The sequence below is a fragment of the Williamwhitmania taraxaci genome, assembly GCF_900096565.1.
GTDB lineage: Bacteria > Bacteroidota > Bacteroidia > Bacteroidales > Williamwhitmaniaceae > Williamwhitmania > Williamwhitmania taraxaci.
Map to the genome: position 1 here is coordinate 14,678 of NZ_FMYP01000044.1, position 21,266 is coordinate 35,943.

The following is a 21,266-nucleotide window of genomic DNA, read 5'->3' on the forward strand; positions in this document are numbered from 1 at the left end:
TTACTAAATTTTCAACCATGAAGAAGCTGCTTCCCCTCTTTGCTGCGATACTAATATCGGCCAACCTATCGGCCACTAACACGCTTAACCTTATGCCATACCCTTCGGAAGTGAAGTTTGGTGTGGGCAAATTTACGGTAGACAAAAGTCTACGCATATCAATACAAGGACAGTATAACAACCGCCTTACTCCTAATGTTGGCAGATTTGTGCAGCGGCTAAGCAAGCGCACCACCATTACTCTCGATCGCGATACCATAATCACGGGCAAACCCAACGCTACATTTACCATTGCAGTAAATAGATCCGGGATAGTTAAGTTGGGCGAGGATGAAAGCTACCGTTTAATAATCGACTCTTCCCGGATTTCGCTAACCGCCGAAACTGAGCTGGGTGCCATGCATGGATTGGAAACCATCTTGCAGTTGCTCGACCGCAACGAAAAAGAGTTCTTTCTACCCGCCATTGAAATAAACGACCAGCCCCGCTTTGCATGGCGCGGACTGATGATTGATGCAGGTCGTCACTTTATTCCGGTAGATATAGTGAAGCACAACATCGACGGTATGGCCATGGTGAAGCTAAACGTGCTGCACTGGCACCTAAGCGAAGACCAAGGCTTCCGCATAGAGTGTAAAACCTTTCCCAAGCTACACGAGATGGGTTCCAACGGCGAGTATTACACCCAGCAAGAAGTTAAGGAGGTTATTGCCTACGCGGCAGAACGTGGAATTAGGGTAATGCCCGAGTTCGACATTCCTGGTCACGCTGCCGCTTGGATGGTGGGCTACCCCAAGCTGTCATCGGGAACGGATACCAACCGAATTGAGAAATACTTTGGCGGATTTAGGCCCACGCTCAACCCAACTGAAAGATATACCTACCGCTTTCTAAAAAAGTTTTTCAAGGAGATGTGCGCCCTCTTCCCCGATGATTATATGCACATTGGTGGCGACGAAAACAACGGCTTGCAGTGGAATGAGAACCCAAAGATTCAAGCCTTCATGAAAAAGAATGGCATTAAGAATAACAATGAACTGCAGGTTTACTTCAACGCCAAGGTGCTGGATATTATCACCAAGAATGGAAAGAAGATGATGGGATGGGACGAAATCTTTCAGCCCAACCTTCCAAAGAATATTGTAATACACTCGTGGCGCGGTCGCGAATACATGGAGCAGGCCGCCAAGAAGGGTTACCAAAGCGTGCTCTCTGCCGGTTTCTACATTGATTTGTTTCGTCCCGCCTCCTACCACTACCTAAACGACCCGCTACCTGCCGATACCATTCTAACGGATGCCGAAAGAAGGTTGATTCTTGGAGGCGAAGCTACCATGTGGGCCGAACTAACAAACTACGAAACAGAGGATATGCGCATTTGGCCGCGCACCGCAGCCATTGCCGAAAGGCTTTGGTCGCCTAGTGGCATTAATGATGTGGACGATATGTATCGCCGCCTCAACATCATAAGCATACAGCTAGAGGAGACTGGACTTACCCACATTAAGAACCGTGAAATGATGATGCGCCGCCTGTGCAACAGCTACGACGTGGAGCCTCTCCGAATCCTGCTCGATGCAGTTGAACCCCGCGAGGGCTACAAGCGCCACGGAAGCAAACCGCGCTACAACACCGAAAGTCCCCTCTCCCGTGCTGTGGACATTGCACTGCCCGATGCCCCAGATGCCATTCGTTTTAGGCTAACGCTGAAAGATTACCTCCAGATCAAGAGCCAAAACAGCTACCTAACGCTTACCGAAATGCTAAACCAGTGGGCACTTTGCTACGGAAGGGTAAGCAACCTTGCAGCCAATAACGTTGCGCTACAAGAGTTGCTACCGCTGGCTTCGAACCTAACCCAAATAGCCAACATTGCCCAGCCACTGCTCCCAATGATTCAATCGGGCAAAACCATTACAGCCGAAGAGGCTGATGCCATCAAAACCCAAGTTAAAGAACTCGCCAAGCCCGTTGGAGAATTGGAGGTAGCGATAGGAGAATCAGTAGGAATGATAGTGGATGCACTAGTTATGAAGTAACAGGATAGATTCTATTGAGATTGGAAGCCGAAGACTAGAGTGAGGGATAATTAAATAAAACAAAAAAAGGACGTGATTAATCGCGTCCTTTTTTTGTCCCTACATTTTGTGACAGAACAATGCACTCCTGGCTGCAACATGCATTACTTAAAGATGTAGGAGATCGCTTATTACGACGCCCAGAATATCAACTTAGAAATAAATGGAGAGTTACTATTCACTCAACACTTTCGACTTCTGCTGATTAAATTCCTCATCGGTCAAGATACCTTGGGCTTTCAGTTGTGCAAGCCGCTCTAGTTTATCAATTGATGAATCACTGCTCTTTACAACTTCACTTTTAATGATTTCTGTATTCATAGTGCTCATATCATTGTTGATAGCCTGCTCATCGTAAATTGTTAGCCGCCCATTTCTCACTGCACTATAATATGCACGCCCGGCGGTAACGGCTCTAGCCTTATTGGTTCCTTTCAGTGCTGCTCTGTATTCCAATCTTAATTTCGTTATTCTTTTCGATTTTAAATTACTTCTTATAATCAAAAACACAACGATTATCAAAAGTCCACCAAAAAATATCATAAATTACTGTTTTAAATTACCTATGTAGGTTCGTTAGTCTTGAACAAAACCCAATCTAAACGGCACTACCCAAATCAACTAGCAATACTCGCTTCAATAAATAAGGACTAAAGTAATAAATTCTTTCTTATTAACCATCGAACCGGCTTAACTTAAAAACATAAGATATCCCACCCAATCAAAAAAACTTCCAAAGGCCACCAAAAGTTTCATCAATCTTTTTCATACCTTTAGGCAGCATAAGGCAAACCGAAGTACATTGTCACATGGAGACCCGTCATACTATAACGAATAAGAAAATAATGCGCATTGCCATTCATATACTTGCCATTCTCCTCTTTGTGGCAACAGCCAACGCCCAAACCCGCCTCTCCCTTAACAATAAGTGGACACTTAATCGCATTAACGATACACTATCTGTTCCGGCTACTATTCCAGGAACAGTTCACACCGACCTTTGGCATGCAGGTCGCATTCCAAACCCGCTTGCCGGTTGCAATGAGGCCCGGCTACAATGGATTGGAGAGGTAAACTGGAAATATACTTCCACCGTTGAGTTGACAAAGGAGCAGATAAATAACCAAAACATTGAGTTGGTATTTGATGGCATCGATACCTACGCAGAGGTTCGCCTAAATGGTCAACTGCTTGAAAAAACGGAAAATATGTTTCGCCAATACCGCTTCCCTGCTGAGAAATTACTTAAAGTTGGAACGAACAACATTGAAGTAATAATTTTTGCAGGAAAAGCGAAAGAGGAGTTGCAGAAGCAGCCCATATTTCTTCCCGGAGGCGAATGGGCAGCCATAAGAAAATCGCCCTACCATTTTGGCTGGGATTGGGGTCCAAGATATATTACTGCCGGAATTTGGAAGCCGGCCTACCTAGAGGTTTGGGACAAGCAGAAGATAACCAACCTCCACATTGAAACGCAAAGCGTAGATTCGCAAAAAGCCAACCTCTCAACCATTGTCTCCATTATTTCCGAAAAAAACCAAAAGGCATCAATAGCAATCACCGTTGATGGAGTGCAAGCAACCGCCATCAACGCTAAGCTGCAAAAGGGCGAGAATCGAGTTTCGATACCCATTTCCATAAACCAGCCGCAGCTGTGGTGGAGCAACGGTTTGGGCAAACAAAAACTTTACAACATTTCGGCTTCAATAAAAGTAAAGAAGACAGCGTCAACTCTAGCAACCACCTACGGAATTCGCACGGTGGAACTGGTTCAGGAGCCCGATAGCATTGGAACAAGCTTCTTCTTTAAAGTCAACGGCCAACCCGTTTTTATGAAAGGAGCCAACATTATTCCGCGCCACAGCTTTCTGCCCGAAGCAAGTGATACCAACCTCCGTCAGCTAATTACCGATGCAGCCGATGCCGGGATGAATATGCTCCGCGTTTGGGGCGGTGGTGCCTACGAGGACGATCTCTTCTACCACCTCTGCGACAGCTTGGGTATACTGGTTTGGCAAGACTTTATGTTTGCCGGAAGCATGTATCCTGCCGATCCATCTTTTCTGGAAAATGTAAAGGTGGAAGCAACGCAACAGATACAGCGGCTGCGCAACCACCCCTGCATTGCCCTTTGGTGCGGCAACAACGAGGTGAGCGAGGCTTGGCACAACTGGGGCTGGCAAAAACAGAATAAGATTTCACCTAGCGATTCTGCAAAGATTTGGCAAGGCTATCTCTCGCTTTTCGAAAACCTACTCCCTTCACTTGTAGCAAAGGAAGATTCAGCTAGAGCCTACTGGCCCTCCTCCCCGCTCAACGGTTGGGGTCGCACAAAGAGCATGACTGAAGGCGATTCCCACTACTGGGGCGTATGGTGGGGTAAGCAACCGTTTGATGTTTATACCGAAAAAGTTCCCCGCATCATGAGCGAGTATGGGTTTCAGGGGTTTCCCTATCCCGAAACGGTAAAACGCTTCACTTCAACTGAAGATGGAACACCAGACTCCACCGAATTAAAGTGCCACCAAAGGCATCCAATCGGCTACGAAATCATAGATGAATACCTAGACCGCGAGAATTTACATCCCAAAAGCCTTCTCGACAAAATATACCAAAGCCAGCTGCTACAAGCAAAAGGAATGGGCATGGCCATGGAAGCCCATCGCCGAGCAAAACCCTTCTGCATGGGTAGCCTCTTTTGGCAGCTGAACGATTGCTGGCCCGTGGTGTCCTGGAGCGCTATCGATTTCTACGGAAATCCAAAGGCTGTTTACTATACTGCCAAGCATGCCTTTGCCGACGTGCTGATCTCATCCGTGGAAAAGGAGGGAGAGTTGGAGGTATGGGTAGTTTCCGACCGACAATCCAGCTTCGATGCAACCCTATCGGCCAAGGTGATAACTTTTTTTGGAGAAACGGTTGCAGAGGAAGAACTCCTGCTGCACATCGATGCCAACAGCTCCACAAAAATTGATTTCCCAGAAATAGTCACAACCTTGAAAGAATTAAACCCAAAGAAACACATGGTGGTATTGGCGATGGAGGATGCTTCGGGAAAGCAATATCTTGCAACACATTACTTTGCACCGCTGGGCGATCTTTCCTTGCCGGCCACCGAGCCCATAATGCAAGTTGCAGAGAGAAACGGAAAGAAGGTATTAACCCTCTCTTCCGGAATTGTGGTTAAAAACCTCTTCGTTTGGTTTTCGGGTATCGATGCAAGGCTCGATGAGAACTTTGTAGATATAATACCCGGCGCACCATTAACGGTGGAGATTCATACTAAGGCAAGTGTGGGAGAACTAACCGCCACCATCAAAGCACAATGGCTAAACTAGCAACGTCTGTAATACGGCGCAAGAAATTGCAACTAAATTAGGACACAGAGCAGATAATTAGCTGTTCAAATACAGCTGAAAAGCATCAAGGAATTGCCCTGCATGTAGCCCATCCATCAGCGCATGGTGGCCATGCAGCGCAACCGGCATAAGCAACTTGTTGTCTTGCTCGATGAGCTTTCCGAAAGTAATCTTGGGGCAAGAGTCGGGAAGTTCAGAGTGGTGGGCATGGCTCACCGATGTGAAGCTAATCCAAGGCACCGAGGAGTAGTGAATAACGCTGTTGTCGATCACATCGGGCATCAACTTAGAGGAAGACTGCACGCGGGCGATTTCGGCTTGGGCCAACGGTAAAAACTCGGCAAAGGTTTCCCGGTAAGGGATGTAGGAGAAGCCAAAAGTTCCATTGCTGCGGTTGATGGTGGCCGAACCATTCACCACGCTGTAGTATACCGGCTCGCCGTCCTCAATACGGTAGTGAAACTCCTTAGTATGGTTTGCAGCACGGAGCGATTGGAAGAGATAGTAGAGGAAAAAAGACACTCTCTGCTCCTTTGCCCTGCGATAGGCCTTCGTGGCATCAACGTTTGCCGTTATACCCCAAAATGGTTCGCTGAATCCCTTAAAAAAATCAAAGAGTTCCTTTCGCTCCCAGCAATCAACATCGATTTTTTTCTTCATTGACCCAAAATATTAAGTAACTCGCTAATGTGCTCAATTTGGTGATAGTTTTTTCCCGTTTCCGTTACACTTTCGTGTTGCCAAGTGGTGTGAAACGGCACGTAAACCCCCTGCCCTCCGAGCGCAACCACGGGAAGGATATCGGACTTCAGGGAATTACCTACCATCAAAAACTCCTCCGGAGCAATATCAAGACGGCTTAGCAGCTTTTTATAATCAGCCTCCTGCTTGTCGCTCATAATTTCAATATGATGAAAAAAAGGCAGCAACCCCGACTTCCGAAGCTTACGCTCTTGGTCGAGCAAGTCGCCCTTTGTGGCTACAATTAATCGATACTTATCCTGAAGTTGGGGAAGTATCTTGTCAATGCCATCGAGGAGTTCAATGTCGCGACGGATCAACTCCTTTCCTAAATCAACTATCTCCTGAATTACGGCAGCAGGAACTATTCCATTCGAAACCTTAATTGCAGTTTCAATTACCGAAAGAATAAATGCCTTGGCTCCATAGCCATACAGCTCCATGTTGCCCATCTCCGTCCTGAAAAGTTGCTTGGAAACATCAGCTGCTGGCAAATAATCGGCCATGAGAAGGCAAAGCTCTTGCTCCAACTCCTGGTAGTAAGGTTCGTTAACCCAAAGCGTATCATCGGCATCGAAACCTATTACTTTTATCTTATCCATTGGAAATCTCAAAACGCGATGACAAGATAGGGAAAAAGGAGGAAAAGAATTGTTCCCGATTTAGCAGCATAGGTGAAAAAGTTTCTGTGAGTAGTGGGGCAATTGTCACCAAAAGGTTACTTCTCCAGCTCCTTTCGCACCAATTCCTCAATCTCGGAAAGCCTATCGAGAGGAATGGCGTTGAGCATGTGGTTAAGATGCAGCGGAGGTGTACATGGGAGTTATAATTGAGTTCTCGAAGGTATAATAGCGACTGTGATTTATGCCCTTCGCATTAATATTACAATTTTAAAAACACGGGCAATTTGTCATTCGCTTTAGCCTCTTTAAAGTCTTGGACCTTTTCAAGTGTGAAGTGAAAACGCGAACCATCCATATTCAAATAACGCATTTTTATAAAACCATATTTCTCGTTGAAGTAAGAGATTAACCTGCTGTTTCCGTATGGACTTTTGCAATTTGCCTCAATTACAAAGCATTTAACAAAACTCTTATCGAATAGAATCGATGTATCCTTTGTTACCTTATATGCATACTTAAAGTTATAAACCTCACCAAAGTTTTTAATCCCTGCTTGCTTAGCCCAAAACTGACCTATTTCTAAATTCCAATTCCACACTTTACCAACGGATAGAGGAAAGTGAACTATTGGGTAAGGGCTAAATTCAAGAATAGCATACTTGTCCTTTCGGGGAGGATGTAAAAATATTCTTTCGGACGATTCACCTACACCGGTTTCTTTTACACTAATATGGTTGAATTGCTCAGTCCACCCAATCCATTTCTGTTCATTATCGAAAGGCCAATACTCATTAAATGTGGTTAAATATACTTTATTGTTCACGCAGCTTTCACCCTTCTTTTTTATTTCGACATTGAAGGTATAGGTTTTCTTAGCGTAGTAGATTGGAGCCTTAAACTGTAGTGCCGAAATACCAGTAATTAAGACAAGAACAATAAAGGAAAATTTCATACTTGTCGGGTTGGTGGTGTTATTTAAAATTATCAATAAGAAAACTGTTTCATGATATAAGGGCTAACGAGTGGATAAACCCAATTCAGTTTATTCACGCGACAGGTGCAAGATCAAACCTACACAAAATATTTCGAGTAGCAATGGCAGTAAGAATGATTGGGAAGAGAACCAGAGAATAACCGCTACTTATACTTTTCAAACTCCTCAACCAACATAAACACGGTGGTAAAAATTCTTCGAAGGTGGGGTATTAGTAACACAGAAAAGTAAGCAATGGGAGTTAATATCAAAGTTGTTTTGTCATCCAAATGTTCCATTGTTGCTTTGGCACATTGTTCTATTGTTGCATTGTCATATTATTGTAGATTTACGCATCTAACCAACGAACCTTGTTACGATGAACTTTTCCCGAATTCTAGCATCGTTGATTCTTTGCGCACCAATAGCTATTACAGCCCAACCCTTCTCCCCTGCTTCGAAGGTAAACCCGTTTATAGGAACCGGAGGCCACGGCCACACTTACCCCGGCGCCACGGCTCCCTTTGGTATGGTGCAGCTGAGCCCCGATACGCGCCTCACGGGATGGGATGGCTGCTCGGGCTACCACTTCTCCGATAGCGCAATCTACGGCTTTTCGCATACGCACCTCAGCGGCACGGGCGTGGCCGACTACTGCGATATTCTTTTGATGCCAACCATTGGTGAACCGGTAACTACAAGCAATGATTACGTTTCCCCTTTCCGGAAGGAGACCGAAAAGGCCGAACCCGGATACTACACCGTGTTTCTCGATAAACCTAAGGTGAAGGTAGAGCTTACGGCATCAGCCCGCGTGGGCTTTCACCGCTACACGTTTCCAAAGAGTAAGGAGGCCAACATTCTGCTGGATCTTGAACACCGCGATGAAGTGCTGGATGCTTGGATTGAGGTGGTAAACGACTACGAGGTGCACGGATTCCGCCGCTCTAAGTCGTGGGCAACGAACCAATCGGTATACTTTGTAATTCGTTTCTCGAAACCTATCGATGGCGCATTTACTGCCGCAGCCGAAGGTGAAGAGATAACCCTAGTGCCGCTCCCACTTGCACCCAAAACGCTTGCTCGCGACCAAAAGAGTCGCGTAGTAGGAAAAAAGCTAAAGAGTAACTTTCGCTTTAGAACCAAGGCCGGAGAAGAAATTCTGGTTAAGGTGGGCATTTCGGCCGTAAGCATTGATGGCGCGTTGGCAAACATCAACTCCGAGATTCCCGGTTGGGATTTTGACGCTGTGCGCCAGCAAACCTTCGACAGTTGGAACCGCGAACTGAGCAAAATTGAGGTTTCGGGAGGAACAAAGGAACAAGAAACCACCTTTTACTCGGCACTTTACCACTGCATGTTGGTTCCCAACCTCTTTATGGATGCCGATGGGCAGTATCTGGGCACCGACCTCAAGCCGCACACCGCAGAGGGGTTTACCCCTTACACCATCTTCTCGTTGTGGGATACCTATCGCGCCTATCATCCGCTAATGACGATTATTGACACGCGCAGAACTACCGATTTCATAAACATCTTTCTCTCGCATTACAAAAACGGCGGTCTGCTACCCGTGTGGGAGTTGGCTGGCAACGAAACCTTCTGCATGATTGGCTACCACTCGGTTCCTGTGATTGTAGATGCCTACATGAAGGGGATTCGCGGTTTCGATGCTAACCTTGCCCTTGAGGCCATGCAACACAGCGCAACACAAAATCGTTTTGGGTTGGATGTTTACCGCAGCCACGGATGCATTCCGGGCGATTTGGAGTCGGAGGGCGTGTCGAAAACACTTGAGTATGCCTACGACGATTGGTGCATTGCGCAGCTAGCAAAAGATTTGGGAAAAGGCGCGGTTTACAACGAATACATTCAGCGTGCGCAGTATTACCGCAACATGTTCGACCCCGAAACTGGGTTTATGCGGCCACGCATTAATGGTGGATTTAAGAAACCATTTAACCCAACGGAGGTAGATTTTAACTTTACCGAAGGCAATAGCTGGCAATACAGCTTCTATGTGCCGCAAGATATTACGGGGCTGGCGAAGCTACATGGCGGCATGGGTGCGCTGGCAACCAAACTCGACTTGCTCTTTGCCACCGAACAGAATCTCAGCGGACGCGAGCAGGTGGATATCACCGGGCTAATTGGACAGTATGCTCACGGCAACGAACCAAGCCATCATATGGCCTACCTATATGACTACTTGGGACAACCGTGGAAAACTCAACAGCGCGTGCACCAAATTATGAATGAGATGTATTCGGCCAAGCCCGATGGGCTAATTGGCAATGAAGATTGCGGACAAATGAGCGCTTGGCTGGTGATGAGCGCAATGGGTTTCTACCCTGTTTGTCCGGGCAGCAACCAGTATGCCATTGGCACACCTTGGTTTCCAAAGACAACAATTCATCTCGAAAACGGAAAATCATTTACCATTTCGGCACCGGAAGTAAATGATAAGAACTTCTACATACAAAGTGCAACCCTTAACGAAAACAGCTACGCGAAGAGTTTTATCAACCATTCGGATATAATGAATGGTGGGGAGCTAACTTTTAACTTAGGCACTGAACCCAACAAGCAGTGGGGCGTTGGCGAGGGCAATGAACCAGCTACATCCATTGCCGAGAAAAGTCGCACAACTATTCCGTGGATTGAAGCAAAAAGCCGCACCTTTACCGATACGCTAAAGGTGACCCTGCAACCGGGCGAAGCAGGTTCGAAAATCATTTATACTATTGATGGAAGCGACCCGCGCAAGAAGGGGATGCAGAGCAATAAACCGATTATAGTAACTGGAACTTGCACCATAAAGGCGGTGGCCGTTGCTGCGGGAAAATATACCAGCTTCGTGGTAGAGGGAACCTTCTTCAACGTAAAGACGAATCGCAAAATTACCATTGCCTCGAAAGTAAATAGTCAGTATACCGCAGGTGGCCCCGAAGGGCTGATTGATGGCATTCGCGGTGCGGAGAACTTCCGACTTGGAGGATGGCAAGGCTACCAAGACCAAGACTTTGAGGCAATAGTCGATTTGGGTAACGAGCAACCAATTAAGAGAGTGGCCGCCGGATTTTTACAAGATGTTGGTTCGTGGATTATGATGCCTACCGTAGTGGAGTTTTACACCAGCAGCGACGACATTACCTACTACCTTACGGCCAAGGTTGCCAACACCGTTGCCGATACTGTAATGACATCGACCGTTCAAGACCTTTCGGCTACGGTTAGCACAACAGCCCGCTACGTAAAGGTGATTGCTCGCAACTACGGTGCGCTACCCAAATGGCACTTGGGTGCAGGTTTTCCCGCATTTATATTTGTGGATGAGATTGTGGTAGAGTGAGAGAAGTCGGAAGACGGAAGTCCGAAGTCGGATTCATCGCTGAACTATTAATCTAAAAAAAAGAAACACCAAACCACTTCCAGTTTTCAAGCCTTTCCTCCAACCTATTCTTCTCATTCAATAAAACCATTTGGTAAAGCAAAAGATTATAACTACAATTGTTAGTTGACAGCAATGCCGTCCACTAAAACCGACAATACCAATGAGAAAGAGTTTACTATTTATACTGTTGTTGATTACTTCTATATCAACTCAGGCACAGGATACGTCCAATGATTCCGTTTTATCAACGATCATAGGCGAGTTAAAACAGCTGGAAGATTTTAAGCTGACCTATAATGGGCATTTTGTTTTCGCCGATTCCACCTGTAGAGATTCTAAAGGAACAACTGAATACTATCGAGCAAGAAACGATTCAATATGGGGATATACCCTCATCGATAGCGTGTTTTATGCAGATGTCAACCAACATCTCGTTGACATTTATGATGGATCGGAAATGCTTTATTTGAAAATAGACGACAAAAAGTTTAGAACCGTGAATTATGGTTCCTTAGGTTTCGACACAAAAACAATACTAATTAACAGTAATAGAATCACTCCGCTATTAAACAAACTGGAATTCATACTACTAAACAAGGAGCCATATACACTGACCACTGATAGCGAGCATATCAAGTTAAAATTCACCTCGGCTTACGCATTGAGCAGCGGTGCAAAACCAACCAAAATGACATATAAACATATAACAGGGCAAACCATCGAAATTACCTTTAATAGGTCAACCTACCTGCCTACCCATTATTTCGAAAATATAACTTACAATAATAGCAACGCCCCAATGATTTGTGAAGAAGAATTCGCATTTGAAACAATAGAACATAAAACAATATCTATTTACGATTACATCCCCTCCAACTTTATCCCATATGATCCCTTTGGAGGGAAACTGGGAGTTGGTAAACTGGCATATAGTTTTTCACTGCCTACCAACCACAATGATAGCCTTTCGCTAAATCAACTGAAAGAGAGGGTTGTAGTAATAATGTTCTCCTCCGAATTTTGCGGCGGTTGCAGGCAAGCAATCCCACAAATCAACGAGCTGAGACAAAAAATGCAAGGCAAAGATGTGATCTTTCTCTATATCGATGTAGACAAAAGGACAAAGGTTGATGCCCTCCAGAAATTTGCGAAAGAACAAAAAATTGAAATGCCATGCTTAAGTGATAACGGAACCGTTTCCGGACAGTACGGCGTAACAGGGGTCCCAACTTTCTTTTTAATAAACCAAAAGAGAGTTATTGCAGATCGGCTTATAGGGGCAAATATTTCGGATACATTGGAAACGAAGATTCTTGAGTTGTTGAACTAAGAGAACTGGACATTACAGCGAACCATAAAATTACAATTGGAGACCTGTTCGGCTAACGATATTATGATTAATATAATCAACATCGGAACGAAGTTCGTTAACGCTACTTTTCTCGACAAGTTGCTGGTTGTGGCGCTTTACTGAAACACACCCAGCCATTAAAACACCAATAGTAAGACACGCTAATAACTTCTTCATTCAACTACGCTTTACGGTTTCGATTGGTAACAAAAGTATCTTTTTATAAGAATCCAACAAGAATTTATTTTCTTTACATCGTTAGAAATGGAAAAACACAAAGCGATGAAATGCACAGACCATATTATTAGATTCGTGCAGTAACGCAAATTATCTTAAACCTTTAAGCCAAGTAGTAATCAAACCTAAATTGTTATTTAAACCAACTTCACCCTCATGAAAAAAATAGCACTTGTAAGCCTTATGGCTCTAATGGCGGCAACAGGAATGGCGCAGCCAAAGGACGGCGGAAACCCTTTCTTTAAGGAGTACACTACTCCGTTTAAGGTGCCACCTTTCAACCTGATTGATACCAGCCACTTTATTCCGGCAATTGTAGAAGGTATTAAGCAGCAACAGGCCGAGATTGATGCCATTGTGAACAATCCAAAGGCACCTACCTTTGAAAATACCATTGTGGCTTACGATAAGAGTGGTGCCTTACTTAGCAAGGTTGGATCGGTATTTGGAAGTCTCAATGGAGCAAATACCTCTCCTGCACTGCAAGCAATTGCGCGCAAAACATCGCCAATGTCGACTAAGCACCGCGACAATATATCGCTTAACGAGAAGCTTTTCAAGCGGATTAAAACAGTTTACGAAAACCGCAACAAAAGCAAGCTAACCCCGCTGCAAATTAGAGTTGTAGAAAAATATTACAGCGATTTTGAGCGCAACGGTGCAAACCTTTCTGAGGCCGACAAAACTAAGCTTCGCGCAATTAACCAAGAGCTATCCATGCTGGGGCTTAAGTTTGGCGAGAACCTTCTTGCTGAAACAAACAATAACTTTAAGCTGGTTGTTGACAATAAGGCCGACCTGGCTGGTTTGCCTGCCGACGTAATTATTAGCGGAGCCGACCAAGCTAAGCAAGACGGCATGGAGGGCAAATGGGTGTTTACGCTTCAAAAGCCTAGCATGATTCCATTCCTACAGTATGCTCAAAACCGTGAACTGCGCAAGAAAATTTACATGGGCTACAACATGCGCGGCAACAACGATAACGAATTCGACAACAAGGTAAATATCCTTAAAATTGCAAACCTACGTGCCGAAAGAGCAAACCTATTGGGATACAAAACCTATGCTGACTATATTATCAGCAACAATATGGCAAAAACCCCTGAGGCGGTTTACGATTTCCTAAATAAAATAATGGAACCAGCGCTGAACGTTGCAAAGCAAGACCTTGCCGAAATGCAAGCCATTGCCGACCGCGAAGGTGCCAACATTAAGCTAGAAGCTTGGGACTGGTGGTTCTACTCCGAAAAGCTACGCAAGGAGAAGTATAACCTCGACGAAGCCGAAATTAAGCCATACCTTTCGTTGGAAAATGTAAGAACTGGAATGTTCTACGTTGCCAATAAGCTATACGGCATTACCTTTACCAAGAGGCCCGACCTTCCGGTATATCATACTGAAGTAGATGCCTTTGAGATCAAAGATTCTACCGGAAAACATATTGGAGTTCTCTACATGGATTACCATCCAAGACCAGGCAAACGCTCGGGTGCTTGGTGCGGTCGATTCAGAAGTCAATCGTACGAAAATGGTAAGAGAATTACTCCGGTAATTACCATTGTAACAAACTTTACCCGTCCAGCGGGCGATGCTCCTGCGCTGCTTACCTGGGATGAAACCTCTACCCTTTTTCATGAGTTTGGACATGCCCTTCACGGCCTGTTTACCGATGGCCAATACGAGCGCATTGCCGGCAGTATTCCTCGCGATATGATTGAACTTCCATCGCAAGTTATGGAAAACTGGGCAGGCGAACCCGAAGTGCTAAAGGTTTACGCTAAGCACTACAAAACTGGCGAAGTAATGCCTCAAGAGCTTATTACTAAGTTGGAGAAGAGCATGACCTTTAACCAAGCGTTTGTAACCGTTGAATACATTGCAGCTTCCATCCTCGACCTCGACTGGCACAGCTTTACCGCGCCAAAACAGGTTGATGTAAATGCGTTTGAGAAGGAGAGCATGGATAAGATTCACCTTATTCCCGAGATTCTTCCCCGTTACCGCACCACCTTCTTTAGCCATATTACTGGTGGATACGCAGCCGGATACTACGTTTACCTATGGGCAGCAGTGCTCGACAGCGATGCATTCCAATCGTTCGTAGACTCTGGAAACCTTTACAACAAGGATATTGCCGCCAAATTCCGTAAGTTCATCCTCACCGAGGGTGGCAACGACGAGGGTATGGTTCAATACCGCAAGTTTAGAGGCCAAGACCCAAGCCCAATTCCACTTCTTAAGAAGCGAGGCTTAGACAAATAACCATTCAAAAACAATATAGAAAGGGCGTTCGGTTGAACGCCCTTTTTGTTTTGCTAATAGCAAGAGGCAAGAACAAGCCAGCTAAGCTTTCCAGCAAACCAGCTTCTAGCGCCGAGAGTCGGCTTTGTTGCTGCGAGAGTCGAAGCCAACTCTCTGAGTAACCTTTTAGATTCTCCGAGTGAGAAAATTGCCTCTCCGCGATACCTTTTTCCCTCTCCGGGTAGCAAATTTGCTTCTCCGAGTAGCATTTTTCCCTCTCCGGGTAGCAAATTTGCTTCTCCAACTAGCATTTTTCCCTCTCTCAGTAGCAAATTTGCTTCTCCGAGATACCTTTTTCTCACTCCGAGAAGCAAATTGCCTCCTAAAGAAGCAATTTGCCTCTCGGCCTAGCAATTTTCCTCTTCGAGAGGCAATTTAAAAAAGGACAAACAGCACAAGCGCGCAGCCATGTGCACAGCACAAAACGAAATCTCAGTTGTTTATATACAGAAAATGGACTTTTAGCTTTAAGCATTAACCAATTTCTTAGCATAAGCCCCAACATGCAAACAATAGTAACCGAACGAATCCTTTATAAAAAGGAGCCCCGACTGGCATTACGCTTTGCATACGATGCAGCCCTTGTAAAACTTGTAAAACAGGTGGACGATGCCCAGTGGAGCCAAACCCTGCGCCTATGGCATATCCCGCTGAGCGAGCAAGCCTACAACCAGCTGAAGCGGCTCACGCAAGAACATGCAACCCTCAGCAAAGGGGAAAACAGAATACCGCCCAAAGCAATACAAACACCCGTATCGCCGGAGGTTGCCGAGGCAATTACCGCATTTACCCGCTATATGGCACAGCGGAGGTATAGCGAAAGCACCATAGATACCTATAAGAATGCGCTCAAGCACTTTTTGCAGGTAACCAACAAACCCGTAGCCGAGATAACCAACACCGACCTTGAGCAGTTTAACCACAGCTACATTCTGGCCAACAGCTACAGCTTTTCCTACCAAAACCAGGTGGTAAACGCCGTGAAGCTATACTTCAAAACCTTTTACGGAAGCCGGTTTGATGTAGAAAAGGTAGAGCGACCCCGCCGCGAGCATAGGCTGCCCAACGTGCTTAGCAAGGAGGAGGTAAAGAAGATTCTAGAAGCACATGCCAACATTAAGCACCGCACCATGCTTAGCCTGATATACGCCTGCGGGCTGAGGCGAAGTGAGCTGCTGCACCTTAAGCCTGCCCATGTTGACAGCAAGCGGGGGGTATTAACCATCCGGAATGCCAAGGGGAACAAGGATAGGATAGTTCCCATTTCGGAGAGAGTGCTGGCCATGCTGAGGGAGTACTATAAAGCTTACCAACCCAAGGTATGGCTATTTGAAGGGCAGAGTAAGGGAGAGCAGTATAGCGAATATAGCCTACAAAGCGTGTTGAAGCAAGCCTTGACAAAGGCAAAGATATCCAAACCTGTAACGCTGCACTGGCTGCGGCACTCCTACGCCACTCATTTGCTAGAGTCCGGCACCGATTTGCGCTACATTCAGGAGTTGCTGGGGCATAAAAGCAGCAAGACAACCGAGATCTACACGCATGTAAGCATAACAGGCCTGAAAAAAATTCGTTCACCTTTTGATGCCATGTGATAAAGATTTATACATTTGTGTATTGTGTATGTTTTTCACACAATACATACCAATAGGGCATGTATTGTGTGATTTTATCACACATATAACCGAGTTAGGGGCAAGTGTAAGAAAACTACACAGCAGACAATTTGCTACTTAAAGACAGAAAAAGAAAAACGATATAATGAACAGCCAACGCACAAAACTGCACATTTGCAAGCCGACACACAAACCAACGCATTTGCAGCACATTTAATTTTGCCCAACCGCACCCAAAGCCCACCCACCACCCGACAAGTGGACAAGTGACAATTTGAGTGCAACTTTTGACAGAAACAGGGTTTTAAAACTTATCTTTACGACCTAATAAATTAACAAGAAAAAGGATAATGAATTTAATTGAGACGGGCATACAAAAGAAACTGATTAGGATTGATACCGAGAATGGTAGCATCACTTATATTCATCAAGATGTTAGACGGAATTACAACAATCCTGAAGAAAAAGTTCAAGCAGAAACATTTCTAAAACTCATACTTCACTATAATTATCCTGTTGTCCAAATCAAACAGTTTGTTTCGGTAAAGAAGTTTTCATCAACTGGCGAAGCTGACATCATTGTTTATGAGGACAAGGAACACAAAAAACCATACATAGTTGTAGAGTGTAAGAGTTCTGATGTTTCAGAATTTCAATTTACTGAAGCAGAAAAACAAGGTTGCGATTATGCAGTTTCGGAAGGAGCAAAATTTGTTTGGACAGCCAAAGGCAATAAAGACAGTTACTTTGAAATTCCAACAGTTAGACCAGCCGAAAGAGTTATCATTCCAGACATTCCACAATTTGGTGTTACATCACTTGCTCCATATAAATATGTAAAAGGTGGCATCAAACAAGACAGTTCAGGCAATATTCAAGAACCACTTGTAGAATATCAAAAGCAAAAATTTTTTGAACTTGAAACCGTTACAGAAAGCGAACTTGTAAAAGTATTTACTCAAGCACATCAAGTTCTTTGGGGTGGTAAACGAGACGAATCAAGAGCATTTGACGAGTTTGACAAACTTATTTTCTGTAAAATTTGGGACGAGAAATATAAGCTCAATGACAAAAACAAATTTGTTGAACGCAACGAAGGTGAACCATATCAATTTCAAATTTTCAATAACGAAACAGCAGCACAACTTTTAGAACGAATAGAACGGCTGTATGAAGTAGGTAAAGAAAAAGACCCCGAAGTTTTCAAAGAAAATATTAATCTAACAGCCGAAGAAGTTCGTGAGGTTGTAAAATATTTGCAACGGATAAACTTAAATGAAACTGACCTCGACAGTAAGGGAAAAGCATTTGAAACCTTTACAGGTTCATACTTTAGAGGTTCATTTGGTGCATTCTTTACACCAAGAACAATTGTAAGTTTTATAGTTGAAAGTTTACCAATTGACAACGAAAGCAGAGTGCTTGACACCAGTTGCGGAAGTGGTGGTTTTCTACTTTATGCGTTAGACAAAGTAAGGCAACAGGCAAATTCAATTTATCCGAAACACAAAACAGATACAAAACAAGCACTATCGCATTATAACCATTGGCACGACTTTGCGGAAAAGAAACTTTACGGAATTGAAATAAACGAACAAATTGCCCGAATCGCTAAAATGAATATGATTATTCACGATGACGGACATACAAACGTAATTGCAAAAGATGGCCTGCTTGACGAAACGGAATTGCAAAGGATAAATGCAGAATTTAAGCACAATTCATTTGACTTTATTATCACCAATCCGCCATTTGGCAGTGTAGTAAAGCAAAGTATGAGTGCTTATTTAGGTTTGTATAAACTTGGAACAAAAGATACAGACTGGCTAAATATTAAAAGCACAATTGAATCCACAGTAAGAGAATCACAAAACACAGAGATTTTATTTTTAGAAAAGTGTTACAAGTTTTTATGTCCAGGAGGTTTTTTAGCCATTGTTATTCCTGATGGTATTCTCACCAACGGTAGTATGCAATATGTAAGAGACCATTTGGAAGATACTTTTAGAATTGTGGCTGTTGTTTCAATGCCGCAAACCGCATTTACTTCAAATGGTGCGGGAGTTAAAAGTTCAGTATTGTTCCTACGCAAGCACAAAGTAAAAACCACAGAGAAAATTTCAGCACAAAAACAGAACATAAAAGCAGAGTTGCGAACAAACAATAAATATGTTGCAACAATTGAAAAGTGGGAAAAAGAAAAGAACACAGAAATAAAAAAACTGGAAGTAGCAGCAAATAAAAAGAACCCTGATGCAACTAAAAAAGAAATTGCTGAACAGATAAAAGACGAGAAAACAAAATTGCAAGCAGCATTTACAGACAAAGTAAATCTTTTGAAGGACGAAATGACTGAAAAATATTTTGCAACAAAACAGCAAACTCTTGACGACTACCAAATATTTATGGCAATTGCTGATGACATAGATTATGACGCAACTGGGCGTAAAACAGGAAAAAATGAATTGCCACAAATAGGCAAGGAATTATACAAATTTATTCAGCATATAGAGCAAACAGAGGACTAATGAGCAGTTTTACCATATCTCCAACACTGAATAAGGACAAAGTTTTTATTCTAAATTTAAGCCAAGTTGAACATCGACTTGACCCGAATTTTTATAGACAAATTTTTAAAGATAACATTGAGAAAATAAAGGCAAATAATTATAAGCGTATTGGCGAAGTAGTTAAGTTCTCTAATGAAACTTGGAATCAAAAAGATTTTTTTAGTTCAACATTTCCATACATTGAAATAAGTGAAATAGACACGTTATCGGGTGACATAAAGAACCTTTCTGAAGTAGATATTGCAGATGCTCCGAGTAGGGCTAAAATGATTGTTAGAGAAAATGACATTATAGTTTCAACTACACGACCAAATAGAGGTGCTATCTCTTTTGTCAAAAGAGAAAATGATTTTTCAATTGCTTCAACTGGTTTTGCTGTAATTCGGAGTTTAACAACAGAGGAATTTGACAAGGAATACTTATTTGCAGTTTTAAGACAAAAGTTTTCATTGTTGCAATTAGAACAAAGAAGTAGTGGCGGGAATTATCCTGCCATTACTCAAGATGAATTATCAAATGTTGTTATTCCGATACCCAATAAAAGTATTCAAGAAAAAGTCAAAGCAATTTTCAATACTTGTTTTGAGTTAAAGTCAAAAAATGAGGCAACTGCTGCAAATATTTTAAGAAGCATTGACACATACTTACTGCAAGAGTTAGGAATTACTTTACCTACACCACCTGAAAATATTTTGACGAACAGAATGTTTACAGTTTCAATGAATGAAATATCAGGAAAAAGATTTGACCCAGCTTACCATCAAGTTTACTTCCATAAACTTGTGGCATCTATTGTAAATTCAAAATATAAAAGTCGTAGAATAGGAGAAGAAATAAATGAGATAAATTATGGTGCTTCTTTTACTAATGATTATGTAGAAAGTGGTGTTCCATTACTCAGAATTAAGGATTTAAGAAGAAATGAAATTGTCATTGACAAAGTTGTATTCCTTCCTGAAATTGCAAGAAAATTGTTAGGTAATAGCTTCGTTAAACAGAATGACTTCTTAATAAGTCGAAGCGGAACAATTGGCGTTGTTTCTCTTGTTTCAAAAGAAATTGACGGTTTTGCTTTCGGTTCTTTTATGATAAAGTTTAATCTTAAATCTGATAAAGTTTTAAACAGAGAATTCCTTTCGTATTATTTAAACTGCAAATTGCTAATTGATTTAATTGAGAGAGATAAAATTGGAGCAATACAAGGCAACATAACAATTCCAATTATTAAATCTTTGTTGGTTCCAGTTCCACCGCTTGACAAACAAAAAGAAATTGCCGACCACATTACAGGCATTAGAAAACAAGCCCAACAACTAAAAGACAAAACAAAAGAACTCTTGAAAAAAGCAAGTGAAGAAATAGAAGAAATATTATTGAATTAGCCAACGCATTTGGTGGCACATTTGTATTTTTTGCAACCGCACAAAGCCAAACAATAAAATCCAAAAGAGCCACCAAGCCAACGCACCAAGACAGCAGTAAACAATGGACAGAAAGAACACGACAGGAAGAACACCAGCTTGTAATCGAGTAGGCTGCCCCGCCAGCTAGGCTGACGGGGAGAGCCTCTCACACCACTGTACGTACGGGTCTCGTATACAGCGGTTCATTAAGATGTGGCGCAATTTTCTCGTAATGTGTAAGCATAGCCTCATACCCCCTTTTGCCTAAGCGATCAAGGGTAATCGTGGTTCCCAAAATGGGGCTTTGGGCAACTGCCCAGCCTCCCATTCGCGTTCTACTCCACGCATAGGCGTGATCATGGTCAATTCCCAGCCGAATTAGGTTTTTCCGCTTCCGTTCAGGTTTCTTCCAGTGGTGCCAAATGCAGTACCGCAGGCGGTTGCGCAACCAGCCATCGAGGTCTCGAAGTTTGCCCTGTATGCTCGCAATGCGAAAATACTGGAGCCAGCCCCGCTGAACCTCTTTTAGCTTATGGATGCGCTCGTCGAAGGTGCTTGGTGTCGTTTTGCGCGTAATGGTCTTGAGCTTTTGCTTGAGCGTCCTCCAGCTCTTTTCGCTT

At 43.5% G+C, this 21,266-nt stretch carries 15 protein-coding genes; 9 read left to right on the forward strand and 6 right to left on the reverse strand.

Annotated elements, in window-relative coordinates; all coding sequences use genetic code 11:
* Positions 1–17 precede the first annotated feature (17 nt).
* On the forward strand, positions 18–2,039 hold the full coding sequence (locus BLS65_RS11655) for a beta-N-acetylhexosaminidase (protein ID WP_092439175.1): 2,022 nt from the start codon (positions 18–20) through the stop codon (positions 2,037–2,039).
* Positions 2,040–2,252: 213 nt separating this feature from the next.
* On the opposite strand, the gene BLS65_RS18625 is transcribed toward BLS65_RS11655, so the two are convergent.
* Positions 2,253–2,621, reverse strand: coding sequence for an SHOCT domain-containing protein (locus tag BLS65_RS18625; protein ID WP_092439177.1), 369 nt, complete (start codon positions 2,619–2,621; stop codon positions 2,253–2,255).
* A 302-nt stretch (positions 2,622–2,923) separates the two neighbouring features.
* Here BLS65_RS18625 and BLS65_RS11665 point away from each other — a divergent pair, with 302 nt between their 5' ends.
* Positions 2,924–5,416, forward strand: coding sequence for a beta-mannosidase (locus tag BLS65_RS11665; RefSeq protein WP_170830100.1), 2,493 nt, complete (start codon positions 2,924–2,926; stop codon positions 5,414–5,416).
* 57 nt (positions 5,417–5,473) lie between these two features.
* Here BLS65_RS11665 and BLS65_RS11670 read toward each other — a convergent pair whose 3' ends face one another.
* A complete protein-coding gene (locus BLS65_RS11670; protein ID WP_092439181.1) occupies positions 5,474–6,097 on the reverse strand; it encodes a chloramphenicol acetyltransferase in 624 nt (207 codons plus the stop codon).
* Complete coding sequence (locus BLS65_RS11675; RefSeq protein ID WP_092439183.1) at positions 6,094–6,780, reverse strand: HAD family hydrolase; 687 nt, start codon at positions 6,778–6,780, stop codon at positions 6,094–6,096. The genes BLS65_RS11670 and BLS65_RS11675 overlap by 4 nt, the downstream gene beginning before the upstream one ends.
* On the opposite strand from BLS65_RS11675, the gene BLS65_RS11680 reads away from it, so the two are divergent.
* Positions 6,780–7,007 carry a hypothetical protein gene (locus BLS65_RS11680; protein WP_092439185.1) on the forward strand — a complete coding sequence of 76 codons (228 nt, stop codon included), beginning with the start codon at positions 6,780–6,782 and terminating at the stop codon, positions 7,005–7,007. The two genes, BLS65_RS11675 and BLS65_RS11680, sit on opposite strands and share 1 nt — an antisense overlap.
* 53 nt (positions 7,008–7,060) lie before the next feature.
* Here the strand turns inward: BLS65_RS11680 and BLS65_RS11685 are convergent, their stop codons facing one another.
* Positions 7,061–7,753: a hypothetical protein gene (locus tag BLS65_RS11685; RefSeq protein WP_092439187.1), complete on the reverse strand. Its 693-nt coding sequence runs from the start codon at positions 7,751–7,753 to the stop codon at positions 7,061–7,063.
* A gap of 400 nt (positions 7,754–8,153) precedes the next feature.
* Here BLS65_RS11685 and BLS65_RS11690 point away from each other — a divergent pair, with 400 nt between their 5' ends.
* Both BLS65_RS11690 and BLS65_RS11695 read left to right on the forward strand, forming a co-directional pair.
* A complete protein-coding gene (locus BLS65_RS11690) occupies positions 8,154–11,126 on the forward strand; it encodes a GH92 family glycosyl hydrolase (protein WP_092439189.1) in 2,973 nt (990 codons plus the stop codon).
* 202 nt (positions 11,127–11,328) lie between these two features.
* Positions 11,329–12,498 (forward strand): TlpA family protein disulfide reductase, encoded by a 1,170-nt coding sequence (locus tag BLS65_RS11695; RefSeq protein WP_092439191.1) that lies wholly within the window; start codon positions 11,329–11,331, stop codon positions 12,496–12,498.
* A 30-nt stretch (positions 12,499–12,528) separates the two neighbouring features.
* On the opposite strand, the gene BLS65_RS18305 is transcribed toward BLS65_RS11695, so the two are convergent.
* The gene (locus BLS65_RS18305) at positions 12,529–12,696 is read right to left on the reverse strand and encodes a hypothetical protein (RefSeq protein WP_170830101.1); all 168 of its coding nucleotides are present in this window, start codon (positions 12,694–12,696) and stop codon (positions 12,529–12,531) included.
* A gap of 216 nt (positions 12,697–12,912) precedes the next feature.
* Here BLS65_RS18305 and BLS65_RS11700 point away from each other — a divergent pair, with 216 nt between their 5' ends.
* From BLS65_RS11700 to BLS65_RS11720, 4 genes are all read left to right on the forward strand, one after another.
* Positions 12,913–15,018, forward strand: coding sequence for a M3 family metallopeptidase (locus tag BLS65_RS11700; RefSeq protein ID WP_092439194.1), 2,106 nt, complete (start codon positions 12,913–12,915; stop codon positions 15,016–15,018).
* A 542-nt stretch (positions 15,019–15,560) separates the two neighbouring features.
* Positions 15,561–16,652 (forward strand): site-specific tyrosine recombinase/integron integrase, encoded by a 1,092-nt coding sequence (gene xerA / locus BLS65_RS11710; protein ID WP_092439204.1) that lies wholly within the window; start codon positions 15,561–15,563, stop codon positions 16,650–16,652.
* 371 nt (positions 16,653–17,023) lie between these two features.
* Positions 17,024–19,201, forward strand: coding sequence for a type I restriction-modification system subunit M (locus tag BLS65_RS11715; protein WP_092439198.1), 2,178 nt, complete (start codon positions 17,024–17,026; stop codon positions 19,199–19,201).
* A complete protein-coding gene (locus BLS65_RS11720; protein ID WP_092439200.1) occupies positions 19,201–20,625 on the forward strand; it encodes a restriction endonuclease subunit S in 1,425 nt (474 codons plus the stop codon). The genes BLS65_RS11715 and BLS65_RS11720 overlap by 1 nt, the downstream gene beginning before the upstream one ends.
* A 187-nt stretch (positions 20,626–20,812) precedes the next feature.
* Here the strand turns inward: BLS65_RS11720 and BLS65_RS11725 are convergent.
* Positions 20,813–21,266 (reverse strand): group II intron maturase-specific domain-containing protein (locus BLS65_RS11725; protein WP_317039065.1); only part of this gene is annotated, 454 nt, incomplete at its 5' end.